This is a genomic window from Ruegeria sp. G12 (assembly GCF_056533565.1).
This window is the reverse complement of the sequence record NZ_JBQFOO010000003.1, coordinates 75607-102581: the sequence shown is the minus strand read 5'-3', so window position 1 is coordinate 102581 and position 26975 is coordinate 75607. Positions and strand designations below refer to the sequence as shown.

Here is a 26975-nt window from a genome sequence, read left to right as displayed (position 1 = left end):
GGATCAGACGGAAAATCCGAAAGGGGGGCGAGATGCAGGATTGGCTGACCATGACAGCATGCGATCTGGGGCGCGGCATCGGCATGGGCCAGATCGACCCGGTCGAACTGACCGAGACCTATCTGACCGCGATTGACGCCCACCCCCACCGCGACCGCATCTACGCCCTCGTGACTCATGATCGGGCACGGGCCGAAGCCAAAGCCGCCAAAGAAAGGGCGGGTCTGGGCCTGCGCCGGTCCCTGCTGGATGGGGTCCCGATAAGTTGGAAGGATTTGTTCGACACCGCCGGGGCCGGGACCGAGGCCGGTTCGACCCTGCTGAAGGGCCGTGTTCCGGATGCAGATGCGGTGGTTCTGCACAACGCCACGGCGATGGGCACGGTGTGTTTGGGCAAAACGCATATGAGCGAACTGGCATTCTCGGGGCTCGGCTTGAACCCGATCACTGAAACCCCGCCCTGTATTGATGATGAGGATGCGGTGCCCGGAGGCTCGTCTTCCGGCGCTGCGGCCTCGGTCGCGTGGGGGCTGGCCGCCTGCGGCATCGGCTCGGACACGGGTGGGTCGGTGCGCATACCGGCGGCGTGGAACAATCTGGTCGGTTTGAAAACCACTGCCGGGCGGGTCAGTCTGGAAGGCACCGTGCCGCTGTGCCTGCGGTTTGACACCGTGGGCCCGATTGCCCGCTCGGTCGAAGATGCGGCCCATATGCTGGCGGCGCTCGAAGGCGGCAGCCCGGGGGATCTGCGGGGCGCAACGCTGAAAGGCCGTCGGTTTGCCGATCTTCAAAACGTGGTCAAAGACGATCTGCGCGACGTGCCGGGTCGGGCCTATGAGGGCGCTCTTACCCGCCTCAAGGACGAAGGGGCCGAAATCGTCCCGTTGGAAGTACCGGAACTGGCTGAGGCGATGAGCCTGACCGGGGTTCTCTACACCACCGAGGCCTATGGACTATGGCGCGACGTGATCGAGGCGAACCCCGAGGCGATGTATCCCGAAATCCTCGAACGGTTCCGCATCGGCAAGGGGTTTTCGGGGCCGGATTACGTGGCCGCCTGGTCAAAGCTCAAGGCCTGCCGCACCGCCTGGGATGCGGCCACCGCCGGGTTTGATGCGGTCCTGGCCCCGACCGCCCCGATTCTGCCGCCCAATCTCGAGCGTCTGATGAGCGATCACGACTATTATGTGACCGAAAACCTGCTGTCCCTGCGCAACACCCGGATCGGCAATTTGATGGGCCTGGCCGCCCTGACTTTGCCCACCGGAACCCCTGGTTGTGGCTTGATGATGCTGGGCTACCCCGGCTCGGAAGAGGCGCTTTTGCGGTTGGGTTCAGCTGCGGAATCCGCACTGGCCTGAATGCCACAATCCCCTGATTCGGAACCTCTTTGTCTGGACGAAGGGGGGCTTGGGCTGTAATCTTCCAAAAAAACGGGGCGATAATGACCCCGATATTGAGGCAGTTGTTATGAATTTTCCCGAGCGGTTTTCGGACCTACCGGAATATGCATTCCCGCGTCTGCGCACCCTGTTGGACCATCACCAGCCGGGCGGTGATGTGATTCATATGACCATCGGCGCGCCGATGCATGATTTCCCGGCCTGGGTCCCGGATGTCATCGCCGAAAACGCCGCCGGGTTTCAGGGCTATCCGCCCAACGAGGGCTCACCCGAGCTGCGCGGCGCGATCACCGACTGGATCAAGCGCCGCTATGGCGTGGCGATGGACCCCGAGACCAACGTGATGGCCCTGAACGGCACGCGTGAGGGGCTGTATAATGCCGCGATGGCGTTGTGCCCTGAACAGAAGAACGGGCAAAAGCCGGTCGTTCTGTGCCCGAACCCGTTTTATCAGGTCTATATGGTCGCCTCGATCTCGGTCGGGGCCGAGCCGGTTTTTGTGCCCGCGACCGCCGCGACCGATCATCTGCCGGACTATGCCGGACTGCCCGCCGAGGTGCTGAACCGCACGACCGTGGCCTATATCTGCTCACCGGCCAACCCGCAGGGGGCCGTCGCTTCGCGCGAGTATTGGGCGGAACTGATCCAGCTGGCCGAGACCTATGATTTCCGCATCTTCGCGGATGAATGTTATTCTGAGATTTACCGGGATGAGGCTCCTACAGGGGCGCTGACCGTGGCGCAAGAGCTTGGGGCCGACCCAGAGCGGATTACCCTGTTCAACTCGCTGTCGAAACGGTCCAATCTGGCCGGGCTGCGCTCGGGCCTGATTGCGGGCGGACCGGAGACGATCAAGCGCGTCAAACAGTTGCGCAGTTATGCGGGTGCGCCCTTGCCTCTGCCGTTACAGGCTGCGGCGGTCAGGGTTTGGGCGGACGAAGCCCATGTTGCGGAAAACCGCGCGCTCTATCAGGAGAAATACGCTATCGCGGATCAGGTCTTTGCCAATGTGCAGGGCTATATGCCGCCAGAGGCCGGGTTTTTCCTATGGCTGCCGGTGGAAAACGGCGAGGAAACCGCATTGAAGCTGTGGCAGCAGACCGGTGTTCGGGTTCTGCCGGGCGCATATCTTTCTCAAGGCGATCCGGGGCAGAACCCGGGCGAGCAGTTTATCCGGGCCGCTTTGGTGGCTCCAAAAAAAGAGTTGCAGCAGGGGCTGATCAAGCTTCGTGACTGCATCTATTCGTGAGGTACGAGGGCAAAATGGCATCATTGAACGCGCGCAACCGCGACCCGTTGCTGGACAGCACCACGCAGGCCGCCATCGAACGGCGCAGCAAGGAACTGATCGGGATTGCCCTGATCCTGCTGGGGCTGGCCGCCGCCGCGATGATCTGGTCCTACACGCCGGACGATCCGAACTGGATGGTGTCGACCGACGCAGCCGTGCAGAACTGGATGGGTCGGATCGGAGCCTCGATCGCCGCGCCATTGTTCATGATCGTCGGCTGGGGCAGCTGGGGCATCGCGCTTGTTCTGATCGGCTGGGGCCTGCGCTTTGCGGGTCATTTCGGTGAAGATCGCGCCATAGCGCGGCTGATCTTTGCGCCGATCTGGATCGCCGTTGTTTCCGTCTATGCCGCAACGCTGGTGCCCGGCGATGCCTGGCGCGCGACCCACAGCTATGGGTTGGGCGGGTTGTTTGGTGACACGGTGATGGGTGCGTTGCTGACGCTGTTGCCGATCTCCTCGCATTTTCTGGTCAAGCTGATGTCGCTGGCCATGGCGTTTGGGATGCTGGCGCTGGGCGTGTTTGTTTTGGGCTTTAGCAAAGCGGATGTGCGCAAAGGGCTGCGCGCGTTCCTACTGGGTCTTGTCATGGCCTATGATCTGTTGATGAGGGCTTTGGGGCGTGGGGCCTCGGCCACCGCGCAGGCGGCGCGGGATCGTCGAGCCCAATGGGAGGACCGCCGCGCCGCGCGTCTTGAGCCTGCGTTTGACGACGACATGACCTATGCCGACCCGCATTTTGAAGACGCCGAAGATGAGGATCCGGAACCCGCCCCCAAAATGGGCCTGTTGGCCCGCATGCCGGGGCTGATCCGCCGCCCCGATCCGATGCCAGAACCCGAATTGATCGACCCCGAGCCGGTGCACGGCTTTGACGAAATGCCGGGCGAGGATCGCATCCGGTCCAAGATCTCTGCCGCCGTGCGCAACCGTAAGGTTGCAACGGGTGAGATGGCCCCGGAACCCGATCCGAACCTGCCCCTGACCAAAGGTCGGGGCAGGGGGCCGGACCCGCTGATCCTGAATCGGGGCGTGGAAGACGGCTTGCCGCCGGAACCGCCGATGACCTTTGACGGTTTGCCGCCCGAGCCGGTGCTGTCGGCAGATTTCGCCCCTGCATGGCAGGAGCCGGAGCAGGATGATTTCGAGCCTGACTACGAAGACGCGGTGTTCGACGACGAACCCGCGCTGCAGCAACGCCCGGCGATGAAAATCCCGGTGGCCGAGCCGCGCAAGCCGGTGGTCGCGCAGCCCGTGCGCCGCACCCCGCCGCCCTCGCGCCGCGCACAGGCCGAGGCGCAGCCCGCGCTGTCATTCGAGGACAAACATAGCGATTTCGAACTGCCCCCTCTGGGCCTGCTGTCGAACCCGGCCACTATTCAGCGTCATCACCTGAGCGATGAGGCGCTGGAAGAAAACGCGCGGATGCTGGAAAACGTTCTGGACGACTATGGCGTGAAGGGTGAGATCGTCAGTGTCCGCCCCGGCCCCGTGGTCACCATGTATGAGCTGGAACCGGCCCCCGGCCTGAAGGCCAGCCGCGTGATTGGTCTGGCCGACGATATCGCACGCTCGATGTCGGCGCTGTCGGCGCGTGTTTCGACCCTGCCGGGCCGCTCGGTCATTGGGATCGAACTGCCCAATGAAAACCGCGAGATGGTGGTGCTGCGTGAAATCCTCGCCAGCCGTGATTTCGGGGATGGCAACCATGCGCTGCCTCTGGCGCTGGGTAAGGATATCGGCGGTGAGTCCGTTGTGGCGAACCTTGCCAAGATGCCTCACCTGCTGATCGCAGGGACGACCGGCTCGGGTAAGTCGGTGGCGATCAATACCATGATCCTGTCGCTGCTCTACAAGCTGACGCCGGATGAATGCCGCCTGATCATGATCGACCCCAAGATGCTGGAACTGTCGGTCTATGACGGCATCCCGCATCTGCTCTCGCCCGTTGTGACCGACCCGAAAAAGGCGGTCGTCGCTCTGAAATGGGTCGTGGGCGAGATGGAGGACCGCTATCGCAAGATGTCCAAAATGGGCGTGCGCAACATCGCGGGCTACAATGGCCGTGTGAAAGACGCGCTGTCCAAGGGCGAGATGTTCAGCCGCACGGTGCAGACCGGCTTTGACGATGAAACCGGCGAGCCGATGTTCGAGACGGAAGAATTCGCGCCCGAAGCGATGCCCTATATCGTCGTCATCGTTGATGAGATGGCCGACCTGATGATGGTCGCGGGCAAAGAGATCGAAGCCTGCATCCAACGTCTGGCACAGATGGCGCGGGCCTCGGGCATTCACCTGATCATGGCCACGCAGCGGCCCTCGGTCGATGTGATCACCGGCACGATCAAGGCGAACTTCCCGACCCGGATTTCGTTTCAGGTGACGTCGAAAGTCGACAGCCGCACCATTCTGGGCGAGATGGGCGCCGAGCAACTGCTGGGGCAGGGCGACATGCTGTACATGGCAGGTGGGGCCAAGATCACCCGCTGCCACGGGCCCTTTGTCTCGGACGAAGAGGTCGAGGAAATCGTCAACCACCTGAAACAGTTCGGCCCGCCCGATTACATGAGCGGCGTGGTAGATGGCCCGGCCGAGGAAAAGGCCGACAATATCGACGCCGTTCTGGGCCTGAACACCGGTGGCAACACCAATGGTGAGGATGCCCTCTATGATCAGGCGGTGGCGATTGTGATCAAGGATCGCAAATGCTCGACCTCTTACATCCAGCGGAAACTTGCCATTGGCTACAACAAAGCCGCGCGGCTGGTTGAGCAGATGGAGGACGAAGGCGTTGTTTCGGCGGCAAATCACGTCGGTAAGCGGGAAATCCTCGTCCCCGAACAATAGGATATTTAATAACAAGGGCAGAACGCCTATCTGTGAGCCATGAAACAGATTGCTTTTGCCCTTGCTTTGACACTGGCCGCGCCCGCCGCTTGGGCCGCTGAAAAACTGCCCTTGTCGCAGATATCCAACTATCTGAACGAGTTGAAAACCGTTCAGACGACGTTCACTCAGGTCAATGACGATGGCTCGCTGAGTACCGGAAAGCTGTGGCTGGAACGTCCGGGCAAGATGCGGTTCGAATATGACCCGCCCAACAGCGCGGTGGTTTTGGCGCGGTCCGGCAGCGTCAAAATCTTCGATCCCAAATCAAACCAGCCGCCCGAGCAATACCCGCTGAGACGGACTCCGCTGTCGCTGGTGCTGGCGCGGAATGTGAATCTGGGGCAGGCGAATATGGTTGTGGGCCACGATTTTGACGGCACCGCCACCATCGTGACCGCGCAGGATCCCAAGAACCCCGACTCGGGCCGCATCGAGCTGATGTTCACCGACAACCCGGTCGAACTGCGCAAATGGGTGATCCATGACAACGCAGGCAGCCAGACAACAGTGTTGCTGGGCGCGCTAAACGAAGGCGGTTCTCTGGATCAGAGCCTGTTTTCCAGCAGGACACGAAGCGGGTCAGGCAACCGCTGACCCGCCTTCGGGCTTAGTGCCGACAGGTCGCCAACTGCGCCTGATACAGGTTCGCGCGCGCATCCACATCGCTTGCAACGTTCAGAAGCCATGACTTGCCGTTATGGCTGCCGCGCGCGTAACCTGTGTGGCCTTCGTGGTAAGCCAGATACTGGTTGCGAGTGTCGGCGGGATGGATTCCGTTCCGCTCGTAGCTTTTGTTCATGTACCAGCCGATGAAATCCGAGGCATCCCGGATGCGATCTCGCTTGGCCCGGCGTTTGCCGGTTTCCCGGCGGTATTCATCCCATGTGCCGTCCAGCGCCTGACCATAACCATAAGCGCTGCTTTGGCGGCCCATCGGAATGACGCCCAGCACATAGCGGTGCGGCGTGCGCGCATCGTGGCGATAGCGGCTTTCCTGATAGATCGTGGCCATCTGAACGTGGACCGGAACGCCCCATTTGCGTTCGGTGTTCTTGAAGGCCCTGATGTAATCGGGCTTTTCACGCGCAATGCTGCACGCGTCATTCAGCTTGCTGGGCGGTTGCTTGGAACCACCCCCACAGGATGCCAAAAGCAGCACCCCGAAGAGTACGATAAGAATTCTGCTCATGTGCCTCGTGCCTTTTTTTCGCATTCTAGCGCAGATTGAGCGCTGAGGAAATCACAATCGCTACAGAACCATAGCCAGAACCATCGGCAGCGCCGCCACGGACAGCAGGGTCGAGACCATGACCATCCCCGCCACAGCGTCGGCATCCGCCCCGAACCGCTCGGCCAGCAGATACGAGGTCACCGCGACCGGGGTGCACATTTGCAGCACCAGAACGCCAAAGGCGATGGTGTCCAGATCGAATGCTGCCGCGACAGCCCAGCCTAGCCCGAAACACACCGCCAGTTTCAGCAGGGACAGCCAAACGGCTCGCCCCAAGCTGCGCGTGCTGAGCCGCGCAACCGCAACACCGACCGTCACCAGCATCAGCGGCACGGCCATTTGCCCCAGCAGGTCCAGCGTATTGGTCAGGAACAGTGGGGTCTCCCACCCGCGCCACAGAAACAGCGCGCCCAGGATGGTCGCCCAGACCATCGGCTGGCGCATAACCTGCCCAAACGCGCCTTTGCCCGCGACAAGGTAAATCCCGTAAGTGAATGAAAACAGGATGGATACGGCCAGAAACAGCACCGCATAACCCAGCCCGGCCTGCCCAAAGGCAAACAGGCATAGCGGTAGGCCAAGATTGCCGGTATTGCCAAAAATCAGCGGCGACAGATAGGTGCGCTGATCCAGTTTCAGGACCCGGACGATCACCCAGAACACGGCTACCAAAGCCAGGTTGGCGACAAGGGTTGCGACCGTGAAGCGCGACAGATCGCCACCCGAAATCTCGGACTGCATCAGGGCGACGAAGATCAGGCTGGGCAGGGCGAGGGTCATGCCGAAGCGCGTAACGAATTGAAGCCGATACTCGAATCCCAGCCGGACCCATACAAAACCGACACCCGCTAGAAGAATGACCGGGGCCGCAATTTCGAACACTGTCAGTAGAAGGTTCACAGACTGTTTCCCCGAATTTCGGATCAATGATTGGATTTTCTGCCCGAAAACAGGTAGTAAATGCTTTGGGGGCATAAACAAATGCTAAAGACACGCGCCAAGTACGGCCTGGGACAGGTGGTCCGTCATAAGAAACATCCCTTTCGAGGGGTGATTTTTGACGTGGACCCCGAGTTTTCGAATACCGAAGAATGGTACGAAGCTATTCCCGAAGACAGCCGGCCCATCAAGGAACAGCCGTTTTACCACCTGTTGGCGGAAAACGACCAATCCTTCTATGTGGCTTATGTTTCAGAACAAAATCTGGTCGCCGACTATTCCGGCGAGCCGGTAGAGCATCCGGATATCCCGAATATGTTCGGCCCGTTTGAGGACGGGTCTTACCCGCTGCATTTCCATCTGAATTGATTCACCCCTGCTTCCGCCTTTAGGCGGGCAGATTCTTAGTATCCCAACGCGCATCCGTCTTTTCTGGGGTCGCTTGCCCCCTCAAGAACGCCGTCCTCGCGGATTCGGATCGCCTGTGCGCCGCCCAGCGGAGTTTCCGGTTGCTCAATAGTGTGGCCCATCTCCGATAATTGTTTAGCGACCTGTTCCGGGAAACCGCGTTCGAGCTTTAGGACCGGCCCGTCTGCAAAGGCACGGGGGGCATCGATTGCCTCCTGCAGGTCCATCCCGAAATCCGTGAGGTTCGAGACAAACCGCGCATGGCCGGTCGGCTGATAGGCCCCGCCCATGACGCCAAACGGCATCAGCACGCGCCCGCCTTGTTTCAGCAGGCCGGGGATGATCGTGTGCATGGGGCGCTTGCCGCCGCCCAACTCATTCGGATGACCGGGTTGCAAGTTGAACCCTGCCCCTCGGTTCTGCAGCAGGATGCCGAATTTCTCCGAGGCGATGCCCGACCCGAAACTGTGAAAGATCGAATAGATCAGCGAAACGGCCATTCTGTCCCGATCGACCACGGTGATATAGACCGTGTCTTTGTGGATCGCCTCGGTCAGCGGTGCCGCGGCAGGCATTGCGGTTTTCGGGTCGATCAAAGCGGCCAGTCGGGCGGCGATGTCGGGGTCGAGGAACCGTTCCGCACGGGCCATGTGATCGGGGTCTGCAAGGAAACGGTTACGCGCGTCATAGGCCAGCTTGGTGGCCTCGGCTTCGAAATGGACCCGCTCTGCGCCCAGCGGGTCCATGCCGGACAGGTCGAAATGTTTGAGGATGTTCAGTAGCAAAATGGCCGTCGCGCCTTGCCCGTTGGGCGGATGCTCGACTAGGTCGAGGCCTTGATAATCCCCGCTCAGCGGTTCTGTCGGAGTGCATCGGGTGTTCAGAAAATCGCCCGTTGTGTGTACGCCACCTAATTCTGTCAGGGCAGAGATCATGTCCTGCGCAATCTCGCCCGAATAAAACGCGTCGCGCCCGTGCTGGGCGATCTGGCGCAGAACCTCGGCCTGACCGGGGGCGCGGAAAATCTGACCGGTGCCCGGTACCTTGCCGTCGATCAGATAGTGCCGCCGCGCAGCTCCTTGCAGCGTATCGGCACCACTTTGCCAGTCGAATGCCACTCGCGGGGCAACTGGCACACCCTGTTCCGCATAGCGAATGGCAGGCTGCAGAACCGCATCCAGACCCAAACGCCCCTCGGTTTCGGACAAATGACAAAACGCATCCACCGCGCCGGGTATGGTCACGGCATCGGGGCTGTTCAAGGGTATGGCGGACAAGTCCCTGTTCCGCAGCTTGTCGGCACTGGCCGCCGCCGGTGCGCGGCCCGAGCCGTTCAATGCGCGCACATCGCTTTCGCCAGCACGGTTGAACAGCACAAAACAATCGCCGCCCAACCCGGTCATCTGCGGTTCGCAAATGCCCAGCACAACGGCCCCGGCAATCGCCGCGTCCATCGCGTTGCCACCTTGCCCCAGAATGTCGAGCGCAACTTTTGCCGCTACAGGATGAGACGTGGCACACATCCCCTCAGTCGCCAGAACTTCGGACCGACCCGGTTTGTGCAAATCCCGCATGTTACCCCTCCTGTCACCTGCAACGGAGCGAAGGTAAAACCTGATCCGGTATTGTCCAGCAATTTCAGGGGGAGAAGTTCCTCGGCGCCGGTCACTGGGTGGGGGCTGTGATTAGTGGCGCCGAGGGAAGCTATCTGAGCTACAAGACTAGGTATGATGCTCGTTTTGGGCGCTACAATGGTTCGAAAGAGGCCTTATTGTGGCCATTTGCGGTCAATCATGGCAGTCGAAGTCAAAACGCATCGACAACAGGTTGCATCCCTGACGCCGCTCATACCGGATATCGCTGGTCAATTGGTGTATCAGAAACCAGCCAAACCCGCCTTCGGGCAGGTCCTGAACCGACGACCCGATAAGCGCCGGAACCCCGTCCGGCAACCGGCCCCCCGGCAGCGGGTTTCCTGTATCGGTGATCAGGATGTCCAGCTGATCTTGATCCAGCCGGCACGATACCTGCACATTCGCCGCCGCGATTCCGGCATAGGCATGTTCCACGACGTTGTTGATCGCCTCGGCCAGCGCAATCCTGACATCCCCGGCCTTATGCGCGGGCAGACCCTGCTTTGCCAGCCCGGCGCTGAGCTGCGCAATCCCGGCGCTGGCCTCTGCCGCGGTGGCGGGAAAGGTCAGTTCCATGCAGGTTTCGTCACAGATGGGTTTCACACGCTCACTCCTGCCGAAATCAGTCCATAGGGTCTGACATCGCGTCGTCCAATGTGGCAAACAGCCGGAACACCGTGTCCATGCGCGTTAGACGAAACACCTTTTCGACAACCGGCTGCAGGCCCGCCAGATCCAGCCTGCGCTCCTGCCCCAGTTGCTTCATCGAGGCGACAATCGCGCCCAACCCGCTGGAATCAATGAATTCGACCCCCGACAGGTCCAGCACGATCCGGGTTGCATCCGCCCCGGTCTCGCTGCGCATGTCTTCCTTGAACTGAATGGCCATTGCCGCATCAATGCGGTCGGCATGAACCGTGATGACCTGCGTTGTGCCGGTCGTTGTGCTGGTCAGCCCCATGGTCAACCGCCCCCAATCTGAATTTGCGTCGTAGAAATACGCTAGACGGCAAATCTTACCATTCGGTATTCATGCCCGGACAAGCAGGAGGAAAACCGGGATGAAAGACGTCGTAATCGCAGGGGCGGCCCGCACACCGATGGGCGGGTTTCAGGGCATGTTCGACGGGGTCGCCGCCGCCGATCTGGGCGGCACCGCAATCCGCGCAGCGCTGCAGCAGGCCGGAACGCAAACGGTGGATGAGGTTCTGATGGGCTGCGTCCTGCCAGCCGGTCAGGGCCAGGCCCCTGCACGGCAGGCCGGTTTTGCGGCGGGGCTTGGCGAAGAGGTGCCCGCAACGACGCTCAACAAGATGTGCGGCTCGGGCATGAAGGCGGCGATGATCGCCTTTGACCAGATCGCGCTGGGCCACGTGGACACGATGGTCGCGGGCGGGATGGAGAGCATGACCAACGCGCCCTACCTGTTGCCCAAAATGCGCGGCGGGGCCCGCATCGGCCATGGTCAGGTGGTCGATCACATGTTTCTCGACGGGCTCGAGGATGCCCATGACAAGGGCCGCCTGATGGGCACTTTCGCCGAAGACTGCGCCGAAACCTATCAGTTCACCCGCGAGGCGCAGGATGAATACGCTCTGAAATCTCTGTCAAACGCTCTGGCTGCCCAGGACAGCGGCGCGTTCGACGATGAAATCACGCCGGTCCTCATTAAGACCCGAAAGGGAGAGGTTGCGCAGGACGCCGATGAGCAGCCAAAATCCGCCCGGCCCGAGAAAATTCCGACCCTGAAACCCGCCTTCCGCAAGGACGGAACGGTGACGGCAGCCAATTCCTCGTCGATCTCAGATGGCGCGGCGGCGCTGGTTCTAGCTTCGGCCGACGCTGCCGAGGCCCAAGGCCTGGCGGTTCGCGCCCGCATTCTGGGTCATGCAACCCACGCCCAGGCACCGGGCCTCTTCACCACTGCCCCAATTCCGGCCGCACAGAAGCTGCTGGCGCGCATCGGCTGGACCAAAGACGACGTGGATTTGTGGGAGGTCAATGAAGCCTTCGCCGTTGTCCCCATGGCCTTCATTCAGGAAATGGGTCTGCCGCGCGAGAAGGTGAACGTGAACGGCGGGGCCTGCGCGCTTGGGCACCCGATCGGCGCATCCGGCGCACGGATCATGGTCACTCTGCTGAACGCGCTGGAAAAACGCGGCCTCAAACGCGGTGTCGCCGCCATCTGCATCGGCGGCGGCGAAGGCGCGGCCATCGCCATAGAACGCATTTGACCCTTCTTCTTGTTTCAAATACGGCGGGGGGTGAATTGAGCCGTAGGCTCAAGAGGGGGCAGCGCCCCCATCCCTCGGATACCAAGAAACCCTGCCATGACCGTTGACTACGACACGCTGACCAAAACCATCGCTGCTCTGACCGAAGGCGAAACCGACCAGATCGCACTGATGGCAACCATCGCCTGCGAGGTTTATCACGCTGATGACCGCTTCAATTGGACAGGGTTCTACCGCGTGACCGAGCCCAACCTGCTCAAGATCGGCCCCTATCAGGGCGGCCACGGATGCCTCGTCATCCCCTTCGATCGCGGCGTCTGCGGCGCGGCGGCGCGAACGGGCGAGGTTCAGCTGGTCCCGGAAGTGGACGCGTTTCCGGGCCATATCGCCTGCGCCACTTCAACCCGGTCCGAACTGGTTCTGCCGGTGCGCGATGCGGCGGGAAACATCATCGCTGTGTTCGATATCGACAGCGACCAGCCGGATGCGTTCACACACGAGGACGCAGAGCGACTGAGCTTCATTCTGACGCAGGTCTTCGAGGCTTGACCCGCTGAGACTGGCCGACCTGCTCGCCGATCAGGCATCAGGAGTATTGCCCTGATGGCCCTCAAGGGCATATCCGGTTCTGCGTCGGGTCACATTTCGTAGACAGGCTGTCTTGCGCGGTTCATTGAATCAACGTGGGGTCCGCAACCACTGCACATAGCACGGCCTGAAACCCCAGAATAACGAAGAGCCACGTGGAAAATCCGCGCTTGCGCGTCTTGTGCCGGAACATCCACCGCCCAAGCACTGCACCGGGGCTGCCCCCCAGCGCGGCCAACCACAGCAGCCTGCGTTCGGCAATCCTGCGCTTGCGTCGTCCCGCGCGGGCTTTGTCCCAGCCAAACGCCATCAAAGTCAGGGCATTAATGGCCCAAAGATACATCACGGCAATCCACATGCTAAACCCATAGCCAAGCCGGTTTCAGGCGGCAAATGAAAAAACACTTGGAAATTTCACCGATTCGCCCCATCGTGAAAATTGTGACGATATTTTCACAAGAGTCGGAGTCCCCGTGAACGCCCAAGCCCCCAACAGCGCAACCCTGGGTGCGGATATCCGGGCCCTGCGCAAGGCGCGAGGCCTGACGCTGACCGAGATTGCGGAAAAGCTGAACCGCTCGGTCGGATGGCTCAGCCAGGTCGAGCGGGACAAGTCCGATCCCTCGATCTCGGATCTGCGGCAGATCGCGGATTGTCTGGGTGTGCCGATGTCGATGCTGTTTGCGCATTCCGCAGCCCCGGCCGAGGAGCAGGGTTATGTGGTGCGCGCAGGCTCGCGCCGACCGATGGGCTCGGGCGAGGAAGGGCTGATCGAAGAACTGCTCTCGCCTGATCTAACCGATGATTTCGAGATGGTGCATTCCACCTTCAAACCCCGCTCGCGCATGCAAACCCCCGCAGATCGTCCAACGCAAGAGGTCGGCTATCTGGTCTCGGGCCGGCTGGACCTGACGATCGGTGGACGGCAGTTCTCGGTCGGTCCCGGCGATAGTTTCCGCATCAAGCATGAACCCTATCACTGGGCTAACCCTTATGACGAACCCGCCGTGGCCATCTGGGTCATCGCGCCGCCGGTGTACTGAATGAGCTTTGAGGCCTGGACCATATTTGCGCTGTTCTGGGTGGTGTTTGTCACCACGCCGGGGCCGAATGCGGTGAACTGTATCTCGAACGGGATTAGCCTGCCCTTTGGCAAGGCCATGCTGGGCGTTCTGGCGATTCTGACACAGGCCAGCGCGTTTCTGATCCTGTCGGCGCTGGGGATCACAGCGCTGATCGCGGCCTCTCCGACCGGGTTTTTCATGGCCAAGCTGATCGGGGCGGGCTTTCTGATCTGGATGGGCATCCGCGGCTGGATGAATGCGTCCAAACCCGCACCCGCCTCGGAACGCCCCGCACGCCATGTCTATCTGCACGCGCTGGCCGTCGCCACGATCAACCCCAAAAGCGTGGCGGGATATCTCGCCGCCTTTTCGCAATTCGTACAGCCCGAGGTGCCGATCTGGCAGCAGATGTCGGTCATAATGCCGACCGCGCTGGTCATCACGACGCTCAGCTACACCGGGTTCACCCTTCTGGGTGCGCTGATGGGCAAGGCGGCGTTGGGGGCCGTGTTCAACATCTGGGTCCGCCGCGTGATGGCGGCCTGTTTCATCATCTACGGCGTGTTGCTGGGCACCAGCACAACGCCGAGTGCAAAGGGGTAAAGACATGCACACCGGTTCCTGCCTCTGCGGCAAGGTCGCATTCACCATTGACGGAGACCTCACCCCGCCCAATGCCTGCCATTGCGGACAATGCCGCAGGCAGTCGGGGCATCTGTGGGCCTCAAGCGTCACGCATCAGGACAACCTCAGCTTCACCGCCAGCGACACGCTGGGCTGGCATCGCGCCTCGGACATCGCCAAGCGCGGGTTCTGCAGCGCGTGCGGTTCGTTCCTGTTCTGGCAGCACAATGACGAGGACACGATCGCGATCTCTGTGGGGTCTCTGGACGAGCCCACCGGCTTGAAACTCGCCCAGCATATCTTTGTCGCCGACAAGGGCGATTACTACGACATTCAGGACGACCTGCCCCAGCGGGCACATTGACAGGGAACCAAGCGCATGAGTGATTTTCCAACCAAGGCCCGTGTGGTCATCATTGGCGGCGGCGTTGTCGGCTGCTCGTCGCTTTATCATCTGGCCAAGAAGGGCTGGACCGACTGCGTTCTGCTGGAAAAGAACGAGTTGACGGCAGGGTCCACTTGGCATGCGGCGGGCAACGTGCCGACCTTCTCGAACTCCTGGGCGATCATGAACATGCAGCGCTATTCGACCGAGCTGTATTCGCGATTGGCGGACGAGGTCGACTATCCGATGAACTACCACGTCTCGGGCTCGATCCGTCTGGCGCACAGCAAAGAGCGGATGCAGGAGTTCGAGCACGCCATGTCCATGGGCCGTTATCAGGGCATCCCGATGGAGATGTGGACCCCGGAGCAGGCGAAAGAGCGCTACCCGTTCCTTGAAACCCATGACCTTGAGGGTGTGCTGTACGACCCGACCGATGGGGATATCGACCCGGCGCAGCTGACGCAGGCGTTGGCCAAAGGTGCGCGCGATATGGGCCAGAAAATCATCCGCTTCTGCCCGGCGACAGGCGTGACTCAGCATCAGGACGGCACCTGGACCGTCCACACCGACAAGGGCGATATTGCCTGCGACTATGTGGTCAATGCCGCTGGCTACTATGCGCAGCGCGTGGGCGAGATGTTCACACCCTTCGGCGGCCGCACTGTTCCGGCCATGGTCATGAGCCACCAATACCTGCTGACTGACGAAGTGCCCGAGGTCGAAGCTTGGTCAAAGGAACATGGTGGCAAGCTGCCGCTGCTGCGTGACGTGGATATCTCGTACTACCTGCGGCAGGAGAAGAACGGCTTCAACCTTGGCCCCTATGAACCCAACTGCAAGGGCCATTGGATGACCGAAGATGATCCAATGCCCGAGGATTTCAGCTTCCAGCTGTGGAACGACGATCTGGACCGCATTGAGGACATCGTTACCGACGCGATGGAACGGGTGCCGCTGATGGCAACCTCGGGTGTGGGGCGCGTGATCAATGGCCCGATCCCCTATGCGCCCGATGGTCTGCCGCTGATCGGCCCGATGCCGGGTGTGAAAAACGCGTTTGAGGCGCACAGCTTTACCTTCGGCATCGCGCAAGGCGGCGGCGCGGGCAAGGTGCTGGCCGAATGGATCGTCGATGGCGCGACCGAGTGGGACATGTGGGCCGTCGATCCGCGCCGCTACACCGACTACACCGATCAGGACTACTGCAACCAGAAAGGCATGGAGGTTTACGGCAACGAATACTCCATGCACTTCCCCCATCATGAATGGCCTGCGGCGCGGGACAAGAAAGTCTCGCCCGTGCATGCCAAGGTCAGGGAACTGGGCGGCGTTATGGGCGCCTATAACGGCTGGGAGCGGGCCAACTGGTTCGCCAAACCCGGCGACGATACCTCGCTTGAGGCCACGCATACATGGGGCCGCTCGGGTCCGTGGGAGCAGCGGGTGAAAGAGGAATGCGAGTCCGTGCGCGACCATTGCGGCGTGCTGGACCTGCCCGGCTTCTCGCGCTTCATGGTCAAGGGCGATGGTGCGGCCGAGGCTCTGCGCGGTCTGGTGACCGGTGGCTTGCCCAAGGTCGGGCGCATCAACCTGGTCTATATCTCGGATGATCGCGGCCGCATCCTGACCGAGATGTCCTGCTTGCGATTGGACGAGGACGCGTTCGTCATGATCACCGCCGCCACCGCGCAATGGCATGACCGGGACATTCTGGTGAACGCGATGCCCGCAGGCGTCAGCGTCGAGGATGTCACCACCACGCGTGACACCTTGATCGTCACTGGTCCGAAATCGCGAGAGATTCTGTCGGGGCTCACGGACGCGGATTTGTCCTCAGGCTGGCTGACCCATCAGTCTGCGACCGTGGCCGGACAGCCTGCACATCTGATCCGCGTCTCCTTTGCCGGGGAACTGGGCTGGGAGGTGCACGCGCTGAACCAAGACATGCCTGCCATCTACGACGCGGTGCTGGACGCCGGAGCCAAGCCCTTCGGCATGTATGCCCTGAACTCACTGCGCATCGAAAAAGGTTACCGTGCGTGGAAGGGCGATCTGTCGACCGATTACTCTCTGCTGGAAGGCGGGCTGGAGCGGTTCGTCAAGCTGGACAAACCGCAGGACTTCCCCGGCAAGGCCGCTATCCTGAACGAAAAGCAGCAGGGGTTGAAGAAATCCTTCGTCACCCTGACCGTGGACGCGGGCGCGTGCGACGCGCCTTATATGTCCTGCATTTGGCAGGGCGATCAGATCGTGGGTGAGACGACCTCGGGCGCATGGGGCTATCGCGTCGGCAAGTCCATCGCGCTGGGCATGGTCAGGACGGAACTGGCGAACCCGGGAACCGAGCTTGAGGTCGAAATCTACGGCCAAAAATGCCGCGCTGTGGTACAGGAGGATCAGCCGCTTTGGGATCCCACAAACGAGCGGCTGCGCGCATAACACCCAAAAAGGGAAGGCCATGAGCAAACGATACGCCAAGCTGGGGCCCGGTGAGGGTCCCAACTACGACTGGGAAAACGACCACACCTTCGTCAAGGTCTCGGGTGATGATACGGGTGGGTCCTATACGCTTATGGAAGACAATCTGAAGGCCAGCTTCGCGCTTGGCCTTCATCGCCATGACAACCATGCCGAGACCTTCTATTTTCTGGATGGCGCGGTGGATTTCTACGTCGATGGCGACTGGCACCGCTGCACCGCTGGCACAACGATGCATGTGCCTGCGGGCGTGCCGCATGCCTGCCGTGTTGCGGATAATGCGCCAGCGAAAATGCTGATGATCTTTCAGCCGTCGGGCTTTGACGGCTTTCTGGCGGAACTGGCAAAGATGACCGAGGCGGATTTCGCCGATGAGGCCAAAATGGCCGAACTGAACGCCCGCTATGACATCATTCCGATGGGACCCGTCCCACCGCATCCCGATGATGAGGGCTAAAGCATGACGATCCCGACCACCATGTCTGGCGTTTATTTGACCCACCACGGCGGCCCCGATGCGCTGGACAGGCGCGCGGATATACCGGTTCCGAAACCGGAGCCCGGTCAGGTGCTGGTCCGGGTGGCCGCCGCCGGGGTCAACAACACCGATATCAATACACGGGTTGGCTGGTATTCCTCGGACGTGACCGGGGCCACCGATGCGGTCGATCAACAGGTCGAGGCCGGAGGCTGGGGCGGAGCCCTGCACTTCCCGCGCATTCAGGGCGGTGATCTGTGTGGTATCGTCGAGGTGGCTGGCCCCGAGACCGGGTTCCAACCCGGTCAGCGCGTGACCTGCCCGATCAACCTGCCACGCCCGCGCCCCGGTAACCCGTTCGGGTTTATCGCTCTGGGGTCCGAGATGGATGGGGCCTTTGCGCAATACTGTCTGGTGCAGGCGGATGACCTGTATGATGTGACCGCCTCACCGCTGTCAGACATCGAAATAGCTGCCATTCCCTGCGCATTCGGCACTGCCGAGAACCTGCTGACCCGCGCAGGCGTGACCGCCGGGCATAAGGTGCTGATCACCGGGGCCTCGGGCGGCGTCGGTCTGGCTGCTGTGCAACTGGCCCGTTTACGGGGGGCGTCGGTCTGGGGCGTGACGGGGGCTGCCAAGGCGGATGTGGTCAAGGAACAAGGCGCTGTTGACACGTTCGACCGGGGCGCGCCGCTGCCGCAGGACATGTTCGATGTGGTCGTCGACGTAGTTGGCGGGCCCGTCTGGCCGGATTTGATCCTGTCCCTAAAACCGGGCGGGACCTATGCCGTTTCGGGTGCGATTGCCGGGCCGATCGTTCAGGCCGATCTGCGCGACATCTACCTGCGCGACATCACCATCCATGGCTGCACCCATCAGTCGCCCGAAGTGTTTGGCCGTCTGGTGGAGTTGATCAATCAGGGGCGGATCAGACCCCTGGTTTCCAAAACCTATCCGCTGAGGGATATCGTAACCGCACAGGAAGACTTCCAATCCAAGGCGTTTCCGGGAAAGCTTGTCCTGATCCCATGAGAAAGAGTTAACATGGCAGATATCACGCTTCTGGACGGCTCAATCGGGCAGGAACTGGTTAAGCTCAGCGGGCAAACGCCGACACCGCTTTGGTCGACTCGAGTGATGATCGACCATCCCGAACTGGTCGCTCAAGTCCATGCCGAATACTTCCGCCGCGGTGCGACAGTTGCTACCACCAACACCTATGCCATCCACCGCTCGCGCCTTGTGCGTGCGGGGATGGAGGATCAACTGGCCACCCTGATCGACGCCGCCCTGACCCAGGCACAGGCCGCGCGGCAGGGTACGCAAGGCCGGATCGCCGGGGCGCTGGGCCCTTTGCTGGCCAGCTACCGCCCCGATCTGCAGCCCGACCCAGCAGAGGCCGCTGTGAAATTCGCCGAATTGGTTGGCCTCATGTCGGATCGTGTGGACTTGTTTCTGATCGAAACCGTCTCGTCGGTGCTCGAAGCAGAAGGAGCCCTGCGTGGTACTCAGGGCGGCGGCAAACCGGTCTGGCTGGCCCTGTCGGTCATGGACGATGACGGCACCCGGCTGCGGTCGGGCGAGGCGCTTGGCGATATCACCCCTTTGGTTGAGCGGTACCGGCCCGACGCCCTGCTGATCAACTGCTCACGCCCCGAGGCGATCCCGGCCGCGTTGCAGATCCTGTCGGGGATGGGGCTGCCCTTCGGGGCCTATGCCAATGGCTTCACCCATATCTCTGACGGGTTCCTGCAGGATGCACCCACTGTGGACACACTGGAAAATCGGATCGACCTTGGCCCGGCGGCCTATACGGAACATGTCATGCGTTGGGTCGCGCACGGGGCGACGATTGTGGGCGGATGCTGCGAAATCGGACCGGATCATATCGGTGCCCTGGCCGAGGCGCTTCGGTCTGCCGGTCATCGGATTGTCTGAGGGGCACCGATGAGCCCACCCGACCCCCGCACCCACCATTTCGACATCCTGGTCGCGCCCGGCTTTGTCCTTCTGGAACTGGCCTCTCTGGTCGAGGTGTTGCGCGTTGCCAACCGGGTGTGCCCGACCCCTCCGTTCAGCTTCACTTACCGGTCGCTTCGCGGCGGCCCGGTGACCAGCAGCAGCGAGGCGACAGTTTCAACCCAAGCCATCCTGCCCCAGCCCAAGGCCGATTACCTGTTCGTCATCGGCAATTCCGACCCCGATCAGCCCGACCTGTCGCTGGGCCGGATCGTATCGGATTACACCTATCGTGGCGCGCAGGTGTTTTTGCTGGCCGAAGCCGCCAGCCGGTATATCGATGAACAGGGCACCGCTGATCTGGCGACCCATTGGGAAAACGCCTCGTTCCTGCGCGAACGCGGCGCGCGGTTCGAGGCTAAGCTTTCCATCGCCACAGAACGCGGCGCGGTCGTGACCTGCGCCGGGATGGAGGCAACGACAGATGTCGCTTTGGCGGTGATCGGGCGGCACGTCTCGGGGCCCGCCAAGATGACCGTCGCCGATATCATGCTGCACGAAAACATCCGCGATTTTTCGTCGATGCAACCGTTCTCTGGCGTCAAAACCACCGCCACTGGTGACGCCAAGCTGGATCAGTGCATCAAACTGATGCAGGCCAATATCGAGGACCCTCTGCCGATTCAGCAGATCGTGGATACGTTGCATCTGTCGAATCGGTCTCTGGAACGCAAGTTTCGAACGTTTTTTGGGACGACCCCCAACGGCTTTTACCGTGAGATGCGGCTGGCCAAGGCTAATAACCTGCTGCTCAACACTACGATGAGCGTGCGGGAGATCGGGCTGGCCTGCGGTTTTCCGAACGGGTTTTCCTCGGTCTACAAAAGCTTCTTCGGCGTCACCCCTTTCGTCATGAGGCGCGGCAAGAGGCAGGCAGCGCAGGGGTGATTTCTACGCATTTTCTGACGTTTTTGATGGATTTGCTGCCGGTCTTTCGTGCCATTCAGGGAAAAACCTGAAACGGCGGAGGCATCAGGATGGTCGATCTTCCCAGCAAGGCCCGCGTGGTCATCATCGGCGGCGGTGTCATCGGATGTTCGGTGGCCTATCACCTGACCAAAAAGGGCTGGAGCGATGTTGTGCTGTTGGAGCGCAAGCAACTGACCAGCGGCACCACCTGGCATGCAGCCGGCCTGATCGCTCAGTTACGGGCGACGGCCAACATGACCAAGCTGGCAAAATACACTCAGGAACTTTACAATTCGCTTGAGGAAGAAACTGGCGTGGCGACGGGGTTCAAGCGCTGCGGGTCCATCACCGTTGCGCTGACCGAAGAACGCAAGGAAGAGATTTACCGTCAAGCGGCGATGGCCCGCGCCTTTGGGGTTGAGGTCGAGGAAATCTCGAACGAGCGTGTCAAAGAGATGTACCCGCATCTGAATGTCGACGGCGTCAAAGGTGCCGTTTACCTGCCGCTGGACGGGCAGGGTGATCCGGCCAATATCGCCCTGGCGCTGGCCAAGGGTGCACGGCAACGCGGCGGGATCGTCAAGGAACGTGTGAAGGTCACCGATATCGCCAAACAGGGCCGCACCGTGACCGGCGTGGATTGGGTTGCGGACGATGGCAGCGCCTCGGGCCATATCGATTGCGACATGGTGGTGAACTGCGCGGGCATGTGGGGGCATGAGGTCGGCCGGATGGCTGGTGTCAACGTGCCCCTCCACGCCTGCGAGCATTTCTACATCGTGACCGAGGCCATCGACGGCCTGAGCCAGCTTCCGGTGCTGCGGGTGCCGGATGAATGCGCCTACTACAAGGAAGACGCGGGCAAAATCCTGCTGGGCGCGTTTGAACCCAACGCCAAGCCGTGGGCGATGAACGGCATCCCGGACAGTTTCGAATTCGATCAGCTACCGGAAGATTTCGACCATTTCGAACCGATCCTCGAAGCCGCTGTCAACCGCATGCCGATGCTGGCCGAGGCAGGCATTCACACCTTCTTCAACGGCCCGGAATCGTTCACGCCCGACGATGCCTACCATCTGGGCCTCGCGCCCGAGATGGAGAACTACTGGGTCGCTGCCGGGTTTAACTCGATCGGTATCCAGTCCGGCGGCGGTGCAGGCATGGCGCTGGCCGAGTGGATGGATACGGGTGAGAAGCCCTTCGATCTGGGCGATGTGGACATCAGCCGGATGCAGCCGTTTCAGGGCAACAAACAGTATCTGTTCGAACGGTCGAAAGAGACGCTGGGCCTGCTCTACGCCGACCATTACCCCTATCGACAGAAAGCCACCGCGCGCGGGGTGCGGCGGACGCCGTTCCATCATCACCTGCTGGAACAGGGCGCGGTGATGGGTGAACTGGCAGGTTGGGAACGCGCCAACTGGTTTGCCAATGAGGGGCAAGAGCGCGAATACCAGTATAGCTGGAAACGCCAGAACTGGTTCGAAAACTCGGCCGCCGAACACCGCGCCGTGCGCGAGAATGTCGGCATGTACGACATGTCCTCATTCGGCAAAATCCGTGTCGAAGGCCCGGATGCTGAAAAGTTCATGAACTATATAGGCGGCGGTGATTATGCCGTGCCTGCTGGCAAAATCGTCTACACCCAGTTCCTGAACCGCACGGGTGGGATCGAAGCAGACGTAACCGTCACCCGCTTAAGCGAGACCGCCTATCTGGTCGTCACCCCCGCCGCCACTCGTCTGGCCGATCAAACCTGGATGATGCGCCACAAGGGCAGCTTCAACGTGGTGATCACGGATGTCACGGCGGGCGAGGGCGTTCTGGCCGTCATGGGCCCCAACGCGCGCGCGCTACTGGAAAAGGTCTCACCCAGTGATTTCTCGAACGCCACAAATCCCTTTGGCACCGCGCAGCAGATCGAGATCGGCATGGGCATCGCCCGCGCGCATCGCGTGACCTATGTGGGCGAATTGGGCTGGGAGATTTACGTCTCGTCCGACATGGCCGGGCATGTGTTTGAAACCCTGCACGCGGCGGGGCAGGATATGGGCCTGAAGCTTTGCGGTATGCATATGATGGATAGCTGCCGGATCGAAAAAGGCTTCCGCCATTTCGGCCATGACATCACCTGTGAGGATCATGTGATCGACGCGGGCCTCGGCTTTGCTGTCAAAACCGACAAGGGCAGTGACTTCATCGGGCGCGAGGCCGTGATCGAGCGCAAGGAAAGTGGCTCCAAGAGCCGTCTGGTCCAGTTCAAGCTGACCGATCCAGAACCGCTATTGTTCCACAATGAGCCGATTGTACGGGATGGCGAGTATGTAGGCTACCTCAGCTCGGGCAATTACGGACACACGCTGGGCGGCGCCATCGGTTTGGGGTATGTGCCGTGCGAGGGTGAAAAGGCGGCGGATGTTCTGGCCTCAGGCTACGAGATTGATGTCTGTGGGGTAAAGGTCCAGGCCGAGGCATCGCTGAGGCCTATGTACGATCCCAAATCTGAACGGGTGAAGGTTTGACATGTGGTTGGGGGCTCTGCCCCCGCCGCCCGTTCCGGGCGACTCCCCCGGGATACTTTTAGACAGATGAACAGGGGATCCTTCCTTCATCTGTCTCTAAATATCCCGGAGCGCGAGGCAGAGCCTCGCAATGCGATCGCATAACCACGCGCGTGACTGTTCACAAATTTTGATGTGGGTCTTCACGGTTTTCGCAGTTCCCAACCCACCCTGATCTGCCCTAAACAGGCGCGGTATCAACCGGAGACCACCTGTGGCTGACGCACCTGTCCCACCGAGCAATGCCGACACGCCGAAAGGGCTGGCGTTGGCCGTGACGGCCTATGTCCTTTGGGGGTTTCTGCCTCTTTACATGAAAGCCATGGCGCATATCGGGCCGGTCGAGATTGTGGCGCACCGCATCATCTGGTCGGTGCCGGTGGCTGGCCTGCTTCTGGTGGCGCTGGGGCGGACGCGGGATATCCGGACGGCGCTGGGCAATCCAAAGATGCTGGCGATGGCCGCTTTGACGGCAGCGCTGATCTCGGTGAACTGGGCGATTTATGTCTGGGCGATTTCCTCGGGCAATGCGCTGGATGCGGCGCTTGGGTATTACATCAACCCTCTGTTCAGTATTGCGCTGGGCGCGATCCTGCTGCGCGAGCCGCTGAACCGGACGCAACTGGTGGCCGTTGGGCTGGCCGCGTTGGGGGTACTTGTTCTGGTGGTTGAGGCCGGACAACTGCCCTGGGCGGCGCTGGGGTTAATGGTCAGTTGGGGGTTCTACGCCTTCTTCAAGCGCTCGCTGCCAATCGGCCCCAATCAGGGGTTTTTGCTTGAGGTATTGATCCTGCTGATCCCGGCGCTGACCTATGTGACTTGGCTGGGCGCAAAAGGGACGGGCCATTTCGGGGCCGCTGCGAGTGACACCATGCTGCTGGCGGGGGCAGGGATCGTGACGGCGGTTCCGCTGCTGGTCTATGCCAACGGAGCCAAGCTGGTGCGGCTGTCCACCATGGGCATCCTGCAATACATCGCGCCGACGATGATCTTCATCACCGCCGTCACCGTGTTTGGCGAGCAGATCGACCGGGGCCGCTTGATTGCGTTTCCGCTGATCTGGGCCGCTTTGGTGGTCTACTCAATCCCGATGATCCGGCAGGCGCGGGCTCAGGCCTGATGCAGAAGGCGGGCCGCTTCTTTGGCCCAGATTTCATAGGTTTTAGGGCTGGGGTGATAGCCGTCTGGCGCGGCCAAGGCCGGATCGTCGGGCAAGTCCAGCGTCAAGTGGCGGGCTTGCGGGTAGCGCGCGGCGACCTGCTGCAAGCCTTGATCCAGACGCGCGGCCTGCCGTCCCAGAACCCAGGCCAAGGGTTGCGGCAGGGCAGGGAAGCGGCTCATTTGCGGCACAGCGGTCAGAACCACCCGGCGCGCGCCCAATCTGTCGGTGAGCAGGTCCATCAGACGGGTTTGCCGCGCGATGAACCTGTTACGGGTCACGCCGCGTGTTACATCGTTTACACCAAGGGCTGTCACCACCGCATCATTCGAACCGTCCAGTTTCTCCAACCGATTCAGAACGTCCTGCGTGGTGTGCCCTGTTGTCGCTTCCAGCCGCCATTCGACCGAATAGCGGCGGCCCAGTTGTGCGACCAGATGGCCCGACAAGGCCTGCGCCTGCGTGCCCGCCCCAACCCCTGCGGCCGAGCTGTCGCCGGTGATCAGCAGACGCAGGCGCGGACCTCGGCCCGAGCGCCCCTCGCGCGGGCCCGAAGGTTCCGGCAGCATCTGCGCTTTGCGACGCACGGACAGGCCTTGGGCTGCAAGCACCGGCAGCAGCGGCACCCTGAGAATTTGGTCGGCGGCAATCGGTCCGGGCATGATCAACTCAGCGCGTCTTTGTAATCCAGAAAGCGGGGGTCTTTCATCACCCGCGCCATCATCGCCTCGCGCAGGGCACCGATGGTCTTGTAGGGGCGCATGACGACCTCGAAGGTCTGAACAAGGCCTTCGTCGTTCAGGGTGATCAGGTCGACGCCAATCGCATCCAGATCGCCGACCTTGCACTGAAACTCTAGCGCCCAGTCGGTGCCGTCGCCCATAATGCGACGATAGCGGAAGTCCGAGAAGACCTGACCCACATGGCCCAGCACCGCCGCCACCGGCGCGCGGCCTGTCCAGGTGCTGTAATAGGTTGGCGGCAGGAACCGGACATCCTCGGCCAGAAGCGCGTGGATCAGGGTTTCATCGCCCTTGGCGACCACTTCTTGCAAGAGTTTGATTGTTGGGTGCATGTCACCTCCGTTATCCTTAACGCAAGATTTGCCTATGGCCGCCGCGCAGACAAGGACGACGTTGCGGGAAGCGGCGCGCTGCGATAGGCAGACCCGCATGACCGAGACCTATGATCCCCCGACAACGCCGCTGGACGTGCTGCATGAAGATGCGCAGCTGATCGTGGTGAACAAGCCCTCGGGTCTGTTGTCGGTGCCGGGGCGGGGGGACCATCTGGCCGATTGCCTGCTGACTCGCGTTCAGGCGAGCTTTCCGCAGGCGCTGCTGGTGCACCGGTTGGATCGCGATACATCGGGGATCATGGTGTTTGCCCAGACACCCCATGCGCAGCGGCATCTGGGCCTGCAGTTCGAAAAGCGCCAGACACGTAAAACCTATGTTGCCCGCGTCTGGGGAAAGGTCGCGCCCAAGACCGGGACTGTGGACCTGCCTCTGATCGTGGACTGGCCCAATCGCCCGCGGCAGATGGTGTGTCATGACACCGGCAAACCCGCCGTCACCGACTGGCACGTCGTGAAGCATGAGGACGACAGCACGCGTTTGCGTCTGTTTCCCAAGACCGGCAGGTCCCACCAGTTACGGGTCCACATGCAGGCGCTGGGGCATCCCATCCTTGGCGATCCGTTCTATGCCACCGGACCGGCGCTGGAGTTCCCCCGGCTGATGCTGCATTCCGAGGAATTGCGCCTGAAACACCCCGAGGGCGGTATTTCGATGAAATTCCGCGCCTCTGCCGATTTCTAACCATTTGGCAGGTATTTGCCGATTTCACCGTATTGTTGCTTGAGCCTGACGTAGCGCAGCGTGATATACTGGGTCAAACGAACCAAACCCGGCAAACGGGTACAGGAGCAGAAGGTGATATCATGACGATTTCCAAGTTTTTTCTGGCCACCGGGCTGTGCTCGGCCATGGCCCTGACCGCATGTACCGATCCCGGAACGCTGAGCGTGCCGAGCGATCCCAACCAGAACACCAAGCAAGGCGCGATTCTGGGTGGCCTCGTGGGGGCCGGAGTTGGGGCCATCGCAAACGGCTCGGACCCGTTGCTGGGGGCACTGGCCGGAGGGGCCATCGGTGCTGCCGGAGGCGGCCTGATCGGCAATCAGCTGGACAAACAGGCGGCAGAACTGCGCCAGCAGCTGGCCAATGACGGCATCACCATCGTAAACGCAGGTGATCGGCTGATCGTGACCGTGCCCAACGACATCACCTTTGACACCGACAGCGCGACCGTGCGTCCGGCGCTGCGGTCCGATCTGGTGAAGGTGGGGCAGAACCTGGTGAACTACCCCAACTCGAACGTGCAGATCATCGGGCATACCGACAGCGACGGCGATGCATCCTATAATCAGGGCCTGTCGGTGCGCCGCGCCAACGCGGTGGCAGACATTCTGCAGGCAAATGGCGTGAGCTTTAACCGTATCTCGACCATCGGTCAGGGCGAGAACAATCCGATTGCCTCGAACCTGACGCCTGCTGGAAAGGCGCAGAACCGCCGGGTCGAGATCATCGTGGTTCCAAGCGGCAACGCCTGATCCTGCGCAGGGATTGTGCATCAAACAGGGTTTGGTTCCGGCGGTTCGCGGTTTAACTATGG

General features: G+C 61.4%; 27 protein-coding genes. 19 read left to right on the top strand and 8 right to left on the bottom strand.

The window, feature by feature from the left end:
• Positions 1-32: 32 nt before the first annotated feature.
• The 4 genes from ACR0JN_RS08205 (at position 33) to ACR0JN_RS08190 (ending at position 6176) form a co-directional block, all read left to right on the top strand.
• Positions 33-1361 carry an amidase gene (locus ACR0JN_RS08205; RefSeq protein WP_480815853.1) on the top strand — a complete coding sequence of 443 codons (1329 nt, stop codon included), beginning with the start codon at positions 33-35 and terminating at the stop codon, positions 1359-1361.
• 109 nt (positions 1362-1470) lie between these two features.
• A complete protein-coding gene (locus tag ACR0JN_RS08200; RefSeq protein WP_480885096.1) occupies positions 1471-2652 on the top strand; it encodes an aminotransferase class I/II-fold pyridoxal phosphate-dependent enzyme in 1182 nt (393 codons plus the stop codon).
• A 14-nt stretch (positions 2653-2666) separates the two neighbouring features.
• Positions 2667-5540 (top strand): DNA translocase FtsK, encoded by a 2874-nt coding sequence (locus tag ACR0JN_RS08195; RefSeq protein ID WP_480885095.1) that lies wholly within the window; start codon positions 2667-2669, stop codon positions 5538-5540.
• 39 nt (positions 5541-5579) lie between these two features.
• Positions 5580-6176, top strand: coding sequence for a LolA family protein (locus tag ACR0JN_RS08190; protein ID WP_480885094.1), 597 nt, complete (start codon positions 5580-5582; stop codon positions 6174-6176).
• Between the two features lie 13 nt (positions 6177-6189).
• Here the strand turns inward: ACR0JN_RS08190 and ACR0JN_RS08185 are convergent, their stop codons facing one another.
• Positions 6190-6771 carry a transglycosylase SLT domain-containing protein gene (locus ACR0JN_RS08185; protein WP_480815857.1) on the bottom strand — a complete coding sequence of 194 codons (582 nt, stop codon included), beginning with the start codon at positions 6769-6771 and terminating at the stop codon, positions 6190-6192.
• Positions 6772-6831: 60 nt separating this feature from the next.
• Positions 6832-7713, bottom strand: coding sequence for an AEC family transporter (locus ACR0JN_RS08180; protein WP_480885093.1), 882 nt, complete (start codon positions 7711-7713; stop codon positions 6832-6834).
• An 81-nt stretch (positions 7714-7794) separates the two neighbouring features.
• Between ACR0JN_RS08180 and hspQ the strand changes: the two genes are divergently transcribed.
• Entirely contained in the window at positions 7795-8121 is a 327-nt protein-coding gene (gene hspQ / locus ACR0JN_RS08175; RefSeq protein ID WP_480615732.1) for a heat shock protein HspQ, read from the top strand.
• A gap of 35 nt (positions 8122-8156) precedes the next feature.
• Here the strand turns inward: hspQ and ggt are convergent, their stop codons facing one another.
• The 3 genes from ggt to ACR0JN_RS08160 form a co-directional block, all read right to left on the bottom strand.
• Positions 8157-9734 (bottom strand): gamma-glutamyltransferase, encoded by a 1578-nt coding sequence (gene ggt / locus ACR0JN_RS08170; RefSeq protein WP_480885092.1) that lies wholly within the window; start codon positions 9732-9734, stop codon positions 8157-8159.
• A 213-nt stretch (positions 9735-9947) separates the two neighbouring features.
• Positions 9948-10397: an ATP-binding protein gene (locus ACR0JN_RS08165; RefSeq protein ID WP_480885091.1), complete on the bottom strand. Its 450-nt coding sequence runs from the start codon at positions 10395-10397 to the stop codon at positions 9948-9950.
• A 19-nt stretch (positions 10398-10416) separates the two neighbouring features.
• Entirely contained in the window at positions 10417-10755 is a 339-nt protein-coding gene (locus ACR0JN_RS08160) for an STAS domain-containing protein (RefSeq protein ID WP_480885090.1), read from the bottom strand.
• A gap of 100 nt (positions 10756-10855) precedes the next feature.
• On the opposite strand from ACR0JN_RS08160, the gene ACR0JN_RS08155 reads away from it, so the two are divergent.
• On the top strand, positions 10856-12028 hold the full coding sequence (locus ACR0JN_RS08155; protein ID WP_480885089.1) for a thiolase family protein: 1173 nt from the start codon (positions 10856-10858) through the stop codon (positions 12026-12028).
• 96 nt (positions 12029-12124) lie between these two features.
• A complete protein-coding gene (locus ACR0JN_RS08150) occupies positions 12125-12577 on the top strand; it encodes a GAF domain-containing protein (protein WP_480885088.1) in 453 nt (150 codons plus the stop codon).
• Between the two features lie 121 nt (positions 12578-12698).
• Here ACR0JN_RS08150 and ACR0JN_RS08145 read toward each other — a convergent pair whose 3' ends face one another.
• Positions 12699-12974: a DUF1294 domain-containing protein gene (locus ACR0JN_RS08145; protein ID WP_480885087.1), complete on the bottom strand. Its 276-nt coding sequence runs from the start codon at positions 12972-12974 to the stop codon at positions 12699-12701.
• Between the two features lie 115 nt (positions 12975-13089).
• On the opposite strand from ACR0JN_RS08145, the gene ACR0JN_RS08140 reads away from it, so the two are divergent.
• The 10 genes from ACR0JN_RS08140 to rarD all read left to right on the top strand — a co-directional run bounded on the left by ACR0JN_RS08140 (position 13090) and on the right by rarD (position 24260).
• Positions 13090-13659 carry a helix-turn-helix domain-containing protein gene (locus tag ACR0JN_RS08140; RefSeq protein ID WP_480885086.1) on the top strand — a complete coding sequence of 190 codons (570 nt, stop codon included), beginning with the start codon at positions 13090-13092 and terminating at the stop codon, positions 13657-13659.
• Complete coding sequence (locus ACR0JN_RS08135) at positions 13660-14283, top strand: LysE family translocator (protein WP_480885085.1); 624 nt, start codon at positions 13660-13662, stop codon at positions 14281-14283.
• Between the two features lie 4 nt (positions 14284-14287).
• Positions 14288-14668 carry a GFA family protein gene (locus tag ACR0JN_RS08130; RefSeq protein ID WP_480885084.1) on the top strand — a complete coding sequence of 127 codons (381 nt, stop codon included), beginning with the start codon at positions 14288-14290 and terminating at the stop codon, positions 14666-14668.
• Between the two features lie 15 nt (positions 14669-14683).
• Entirely contained in the window at positions 14684-17131 is a 2448-nt protein-coding gene (locus tag ACR0JN_RS08125) for a GcvT family protein (RefSeq protein ID WP_480885083.1), read from the top strand.
• A 19-nt stretch (positions 17132-17150) separates the two neighbouring features.
• Positions 17151-17627, top strand: coding sequence for a cupin domain-containing protein (locus ACR0JN_RS08120; RefSeq protein ID WP_480885082.1), 477 nt, complete (start codon positions 17151-17153; stop codon positions 17625-17627).
• 3 nt (positions 17628-17630) lie between these two features.
• Positions 17631-18683, top strand: a complete 1053-nt coding sequence (locus tag ACR0JN_RS08115) for a zinc-binding dehydrogenase (RefSeq protein ID WP_480885081.1) — start codon at positions 17631-17633, stop codon at positions 18681-18683.
• Positions 18684-18695: 12 nt separating this feature from the next.
• Entirely contained in the window at positions 18696-19589 is an 894-nt protein-coding gene (locus tag ACR0JN_RS08110; RefSeq protein WP_480885080.1) for a homocysteine S-methyltransferase family protein, read from the top strand.
• Between the two features lie 9 nt (positions 19590-19598).
• Positions 19599-20558, top strand: coding sequence for a GlxA family transcriptional regulator (locus ACR0JN_RS08105; protein ID WP_480885079.1), 960 nt, complete (start codon positions 19599-19601; stop codon positions 20556-20558).
• Positions 20559-20647: 89 nt separating this feature from the next.
• Positions 20648-23101 carry a GcvT family protein gene (locus tag ACR0JN_RS08100; RefSeq protein WP_480885078.1) on the top strand — a complete coding sequence of 818 codons (2454 nt, stop codon included), beginning with the start codon at positions 20648-20650 and terminating at the stop codon, positions 23099-23101.
• Positions 23102-23354: 253 nt separating this feature from the next.
• Positions 23355-24260 (top strand): EamA family transporter RarD, encoded by a 906-nt coding sequence (gene rarD / locus ACR0JN_RS08095; RefSeq protein ID WP_480885077.1) that lies wholly within the window; start codon positions 23355-23357, stop codon positions 24258-24260.
• On the opposite strand, the gene ACR0JN_RS08090 is transcribed toward rarD, so the two are convergent.
• Both ACR0JN_RS08090 and ACR0JN_RS08085 read right to left on the bottom strand, forming a co-directional pair.
• The gene (locus tag ACR0JN_RS08090; RefSeq protein WP_480885076.1) at positions 24251-24961 is read right to left on the bottom strand and encodes an SGNH/GDSL hydrolase family protein; all 711 of its coding nucleotides are present in this window, start codon (positions 24959-24961) and stop codon (positions 24251-24253) included. The genes rarD and ACR0JN_RS08090 overlap by 10 nt on opposite strands.
• A 2-nt stretch (positions 24962-24963) precedes the next feature.
• Positions 24964-25374 carry a nuclear transport factor 2 family protein gene (locus tag ACR0JN_RS08085; RefSeq protein ID WP_480885075.1) on the bottom strand — a complete coding sequence of 137 codons (411 nt, stop codon included), beginning with the start codon at positions 25372-25374 and terminating at the stop codon, positions 24964-24966.
• 97 nt (positions 25375-25471) lie between these two features.
• On the opposite strand from ACR0JN_RS08085, the gene ACR0JN_RS08080 reads away from it, so the two are divergent.
• Both ACR0JN_RS08080 and ACR0JN_RS08075 read left to right on the top strand, forming a co-directional pair.
• The gene (locus tag ACR0JN_RS08080; protein ID WP_480815877.1) at positions 25472-26119 is read left to right on the top strand and encodes an RluA family pseudouridine synthase; all 648 of its coding nucleotides are present in this window, start codon (positions 25472-25474) and stop codon (positions 26117-26119) included.
• A gap of 122 nt (positions 26120-26241) precedes the next feature.
• Positions 26242-26913 carry a YiaD family glycine zipper/OmpA-like lipoprotein gene (locus tag ACR0JN_RS08075; protein WP_480815878.1) on the top strand — a complete coding sequence of 224 codons (672 nt, stop codon included), beginning with the start codon at positions 26242-26244 and terminating at the stop codon, positions 26911-26913.
• Positions 26914-26975 lie beyond the last annotated feature (62 nt).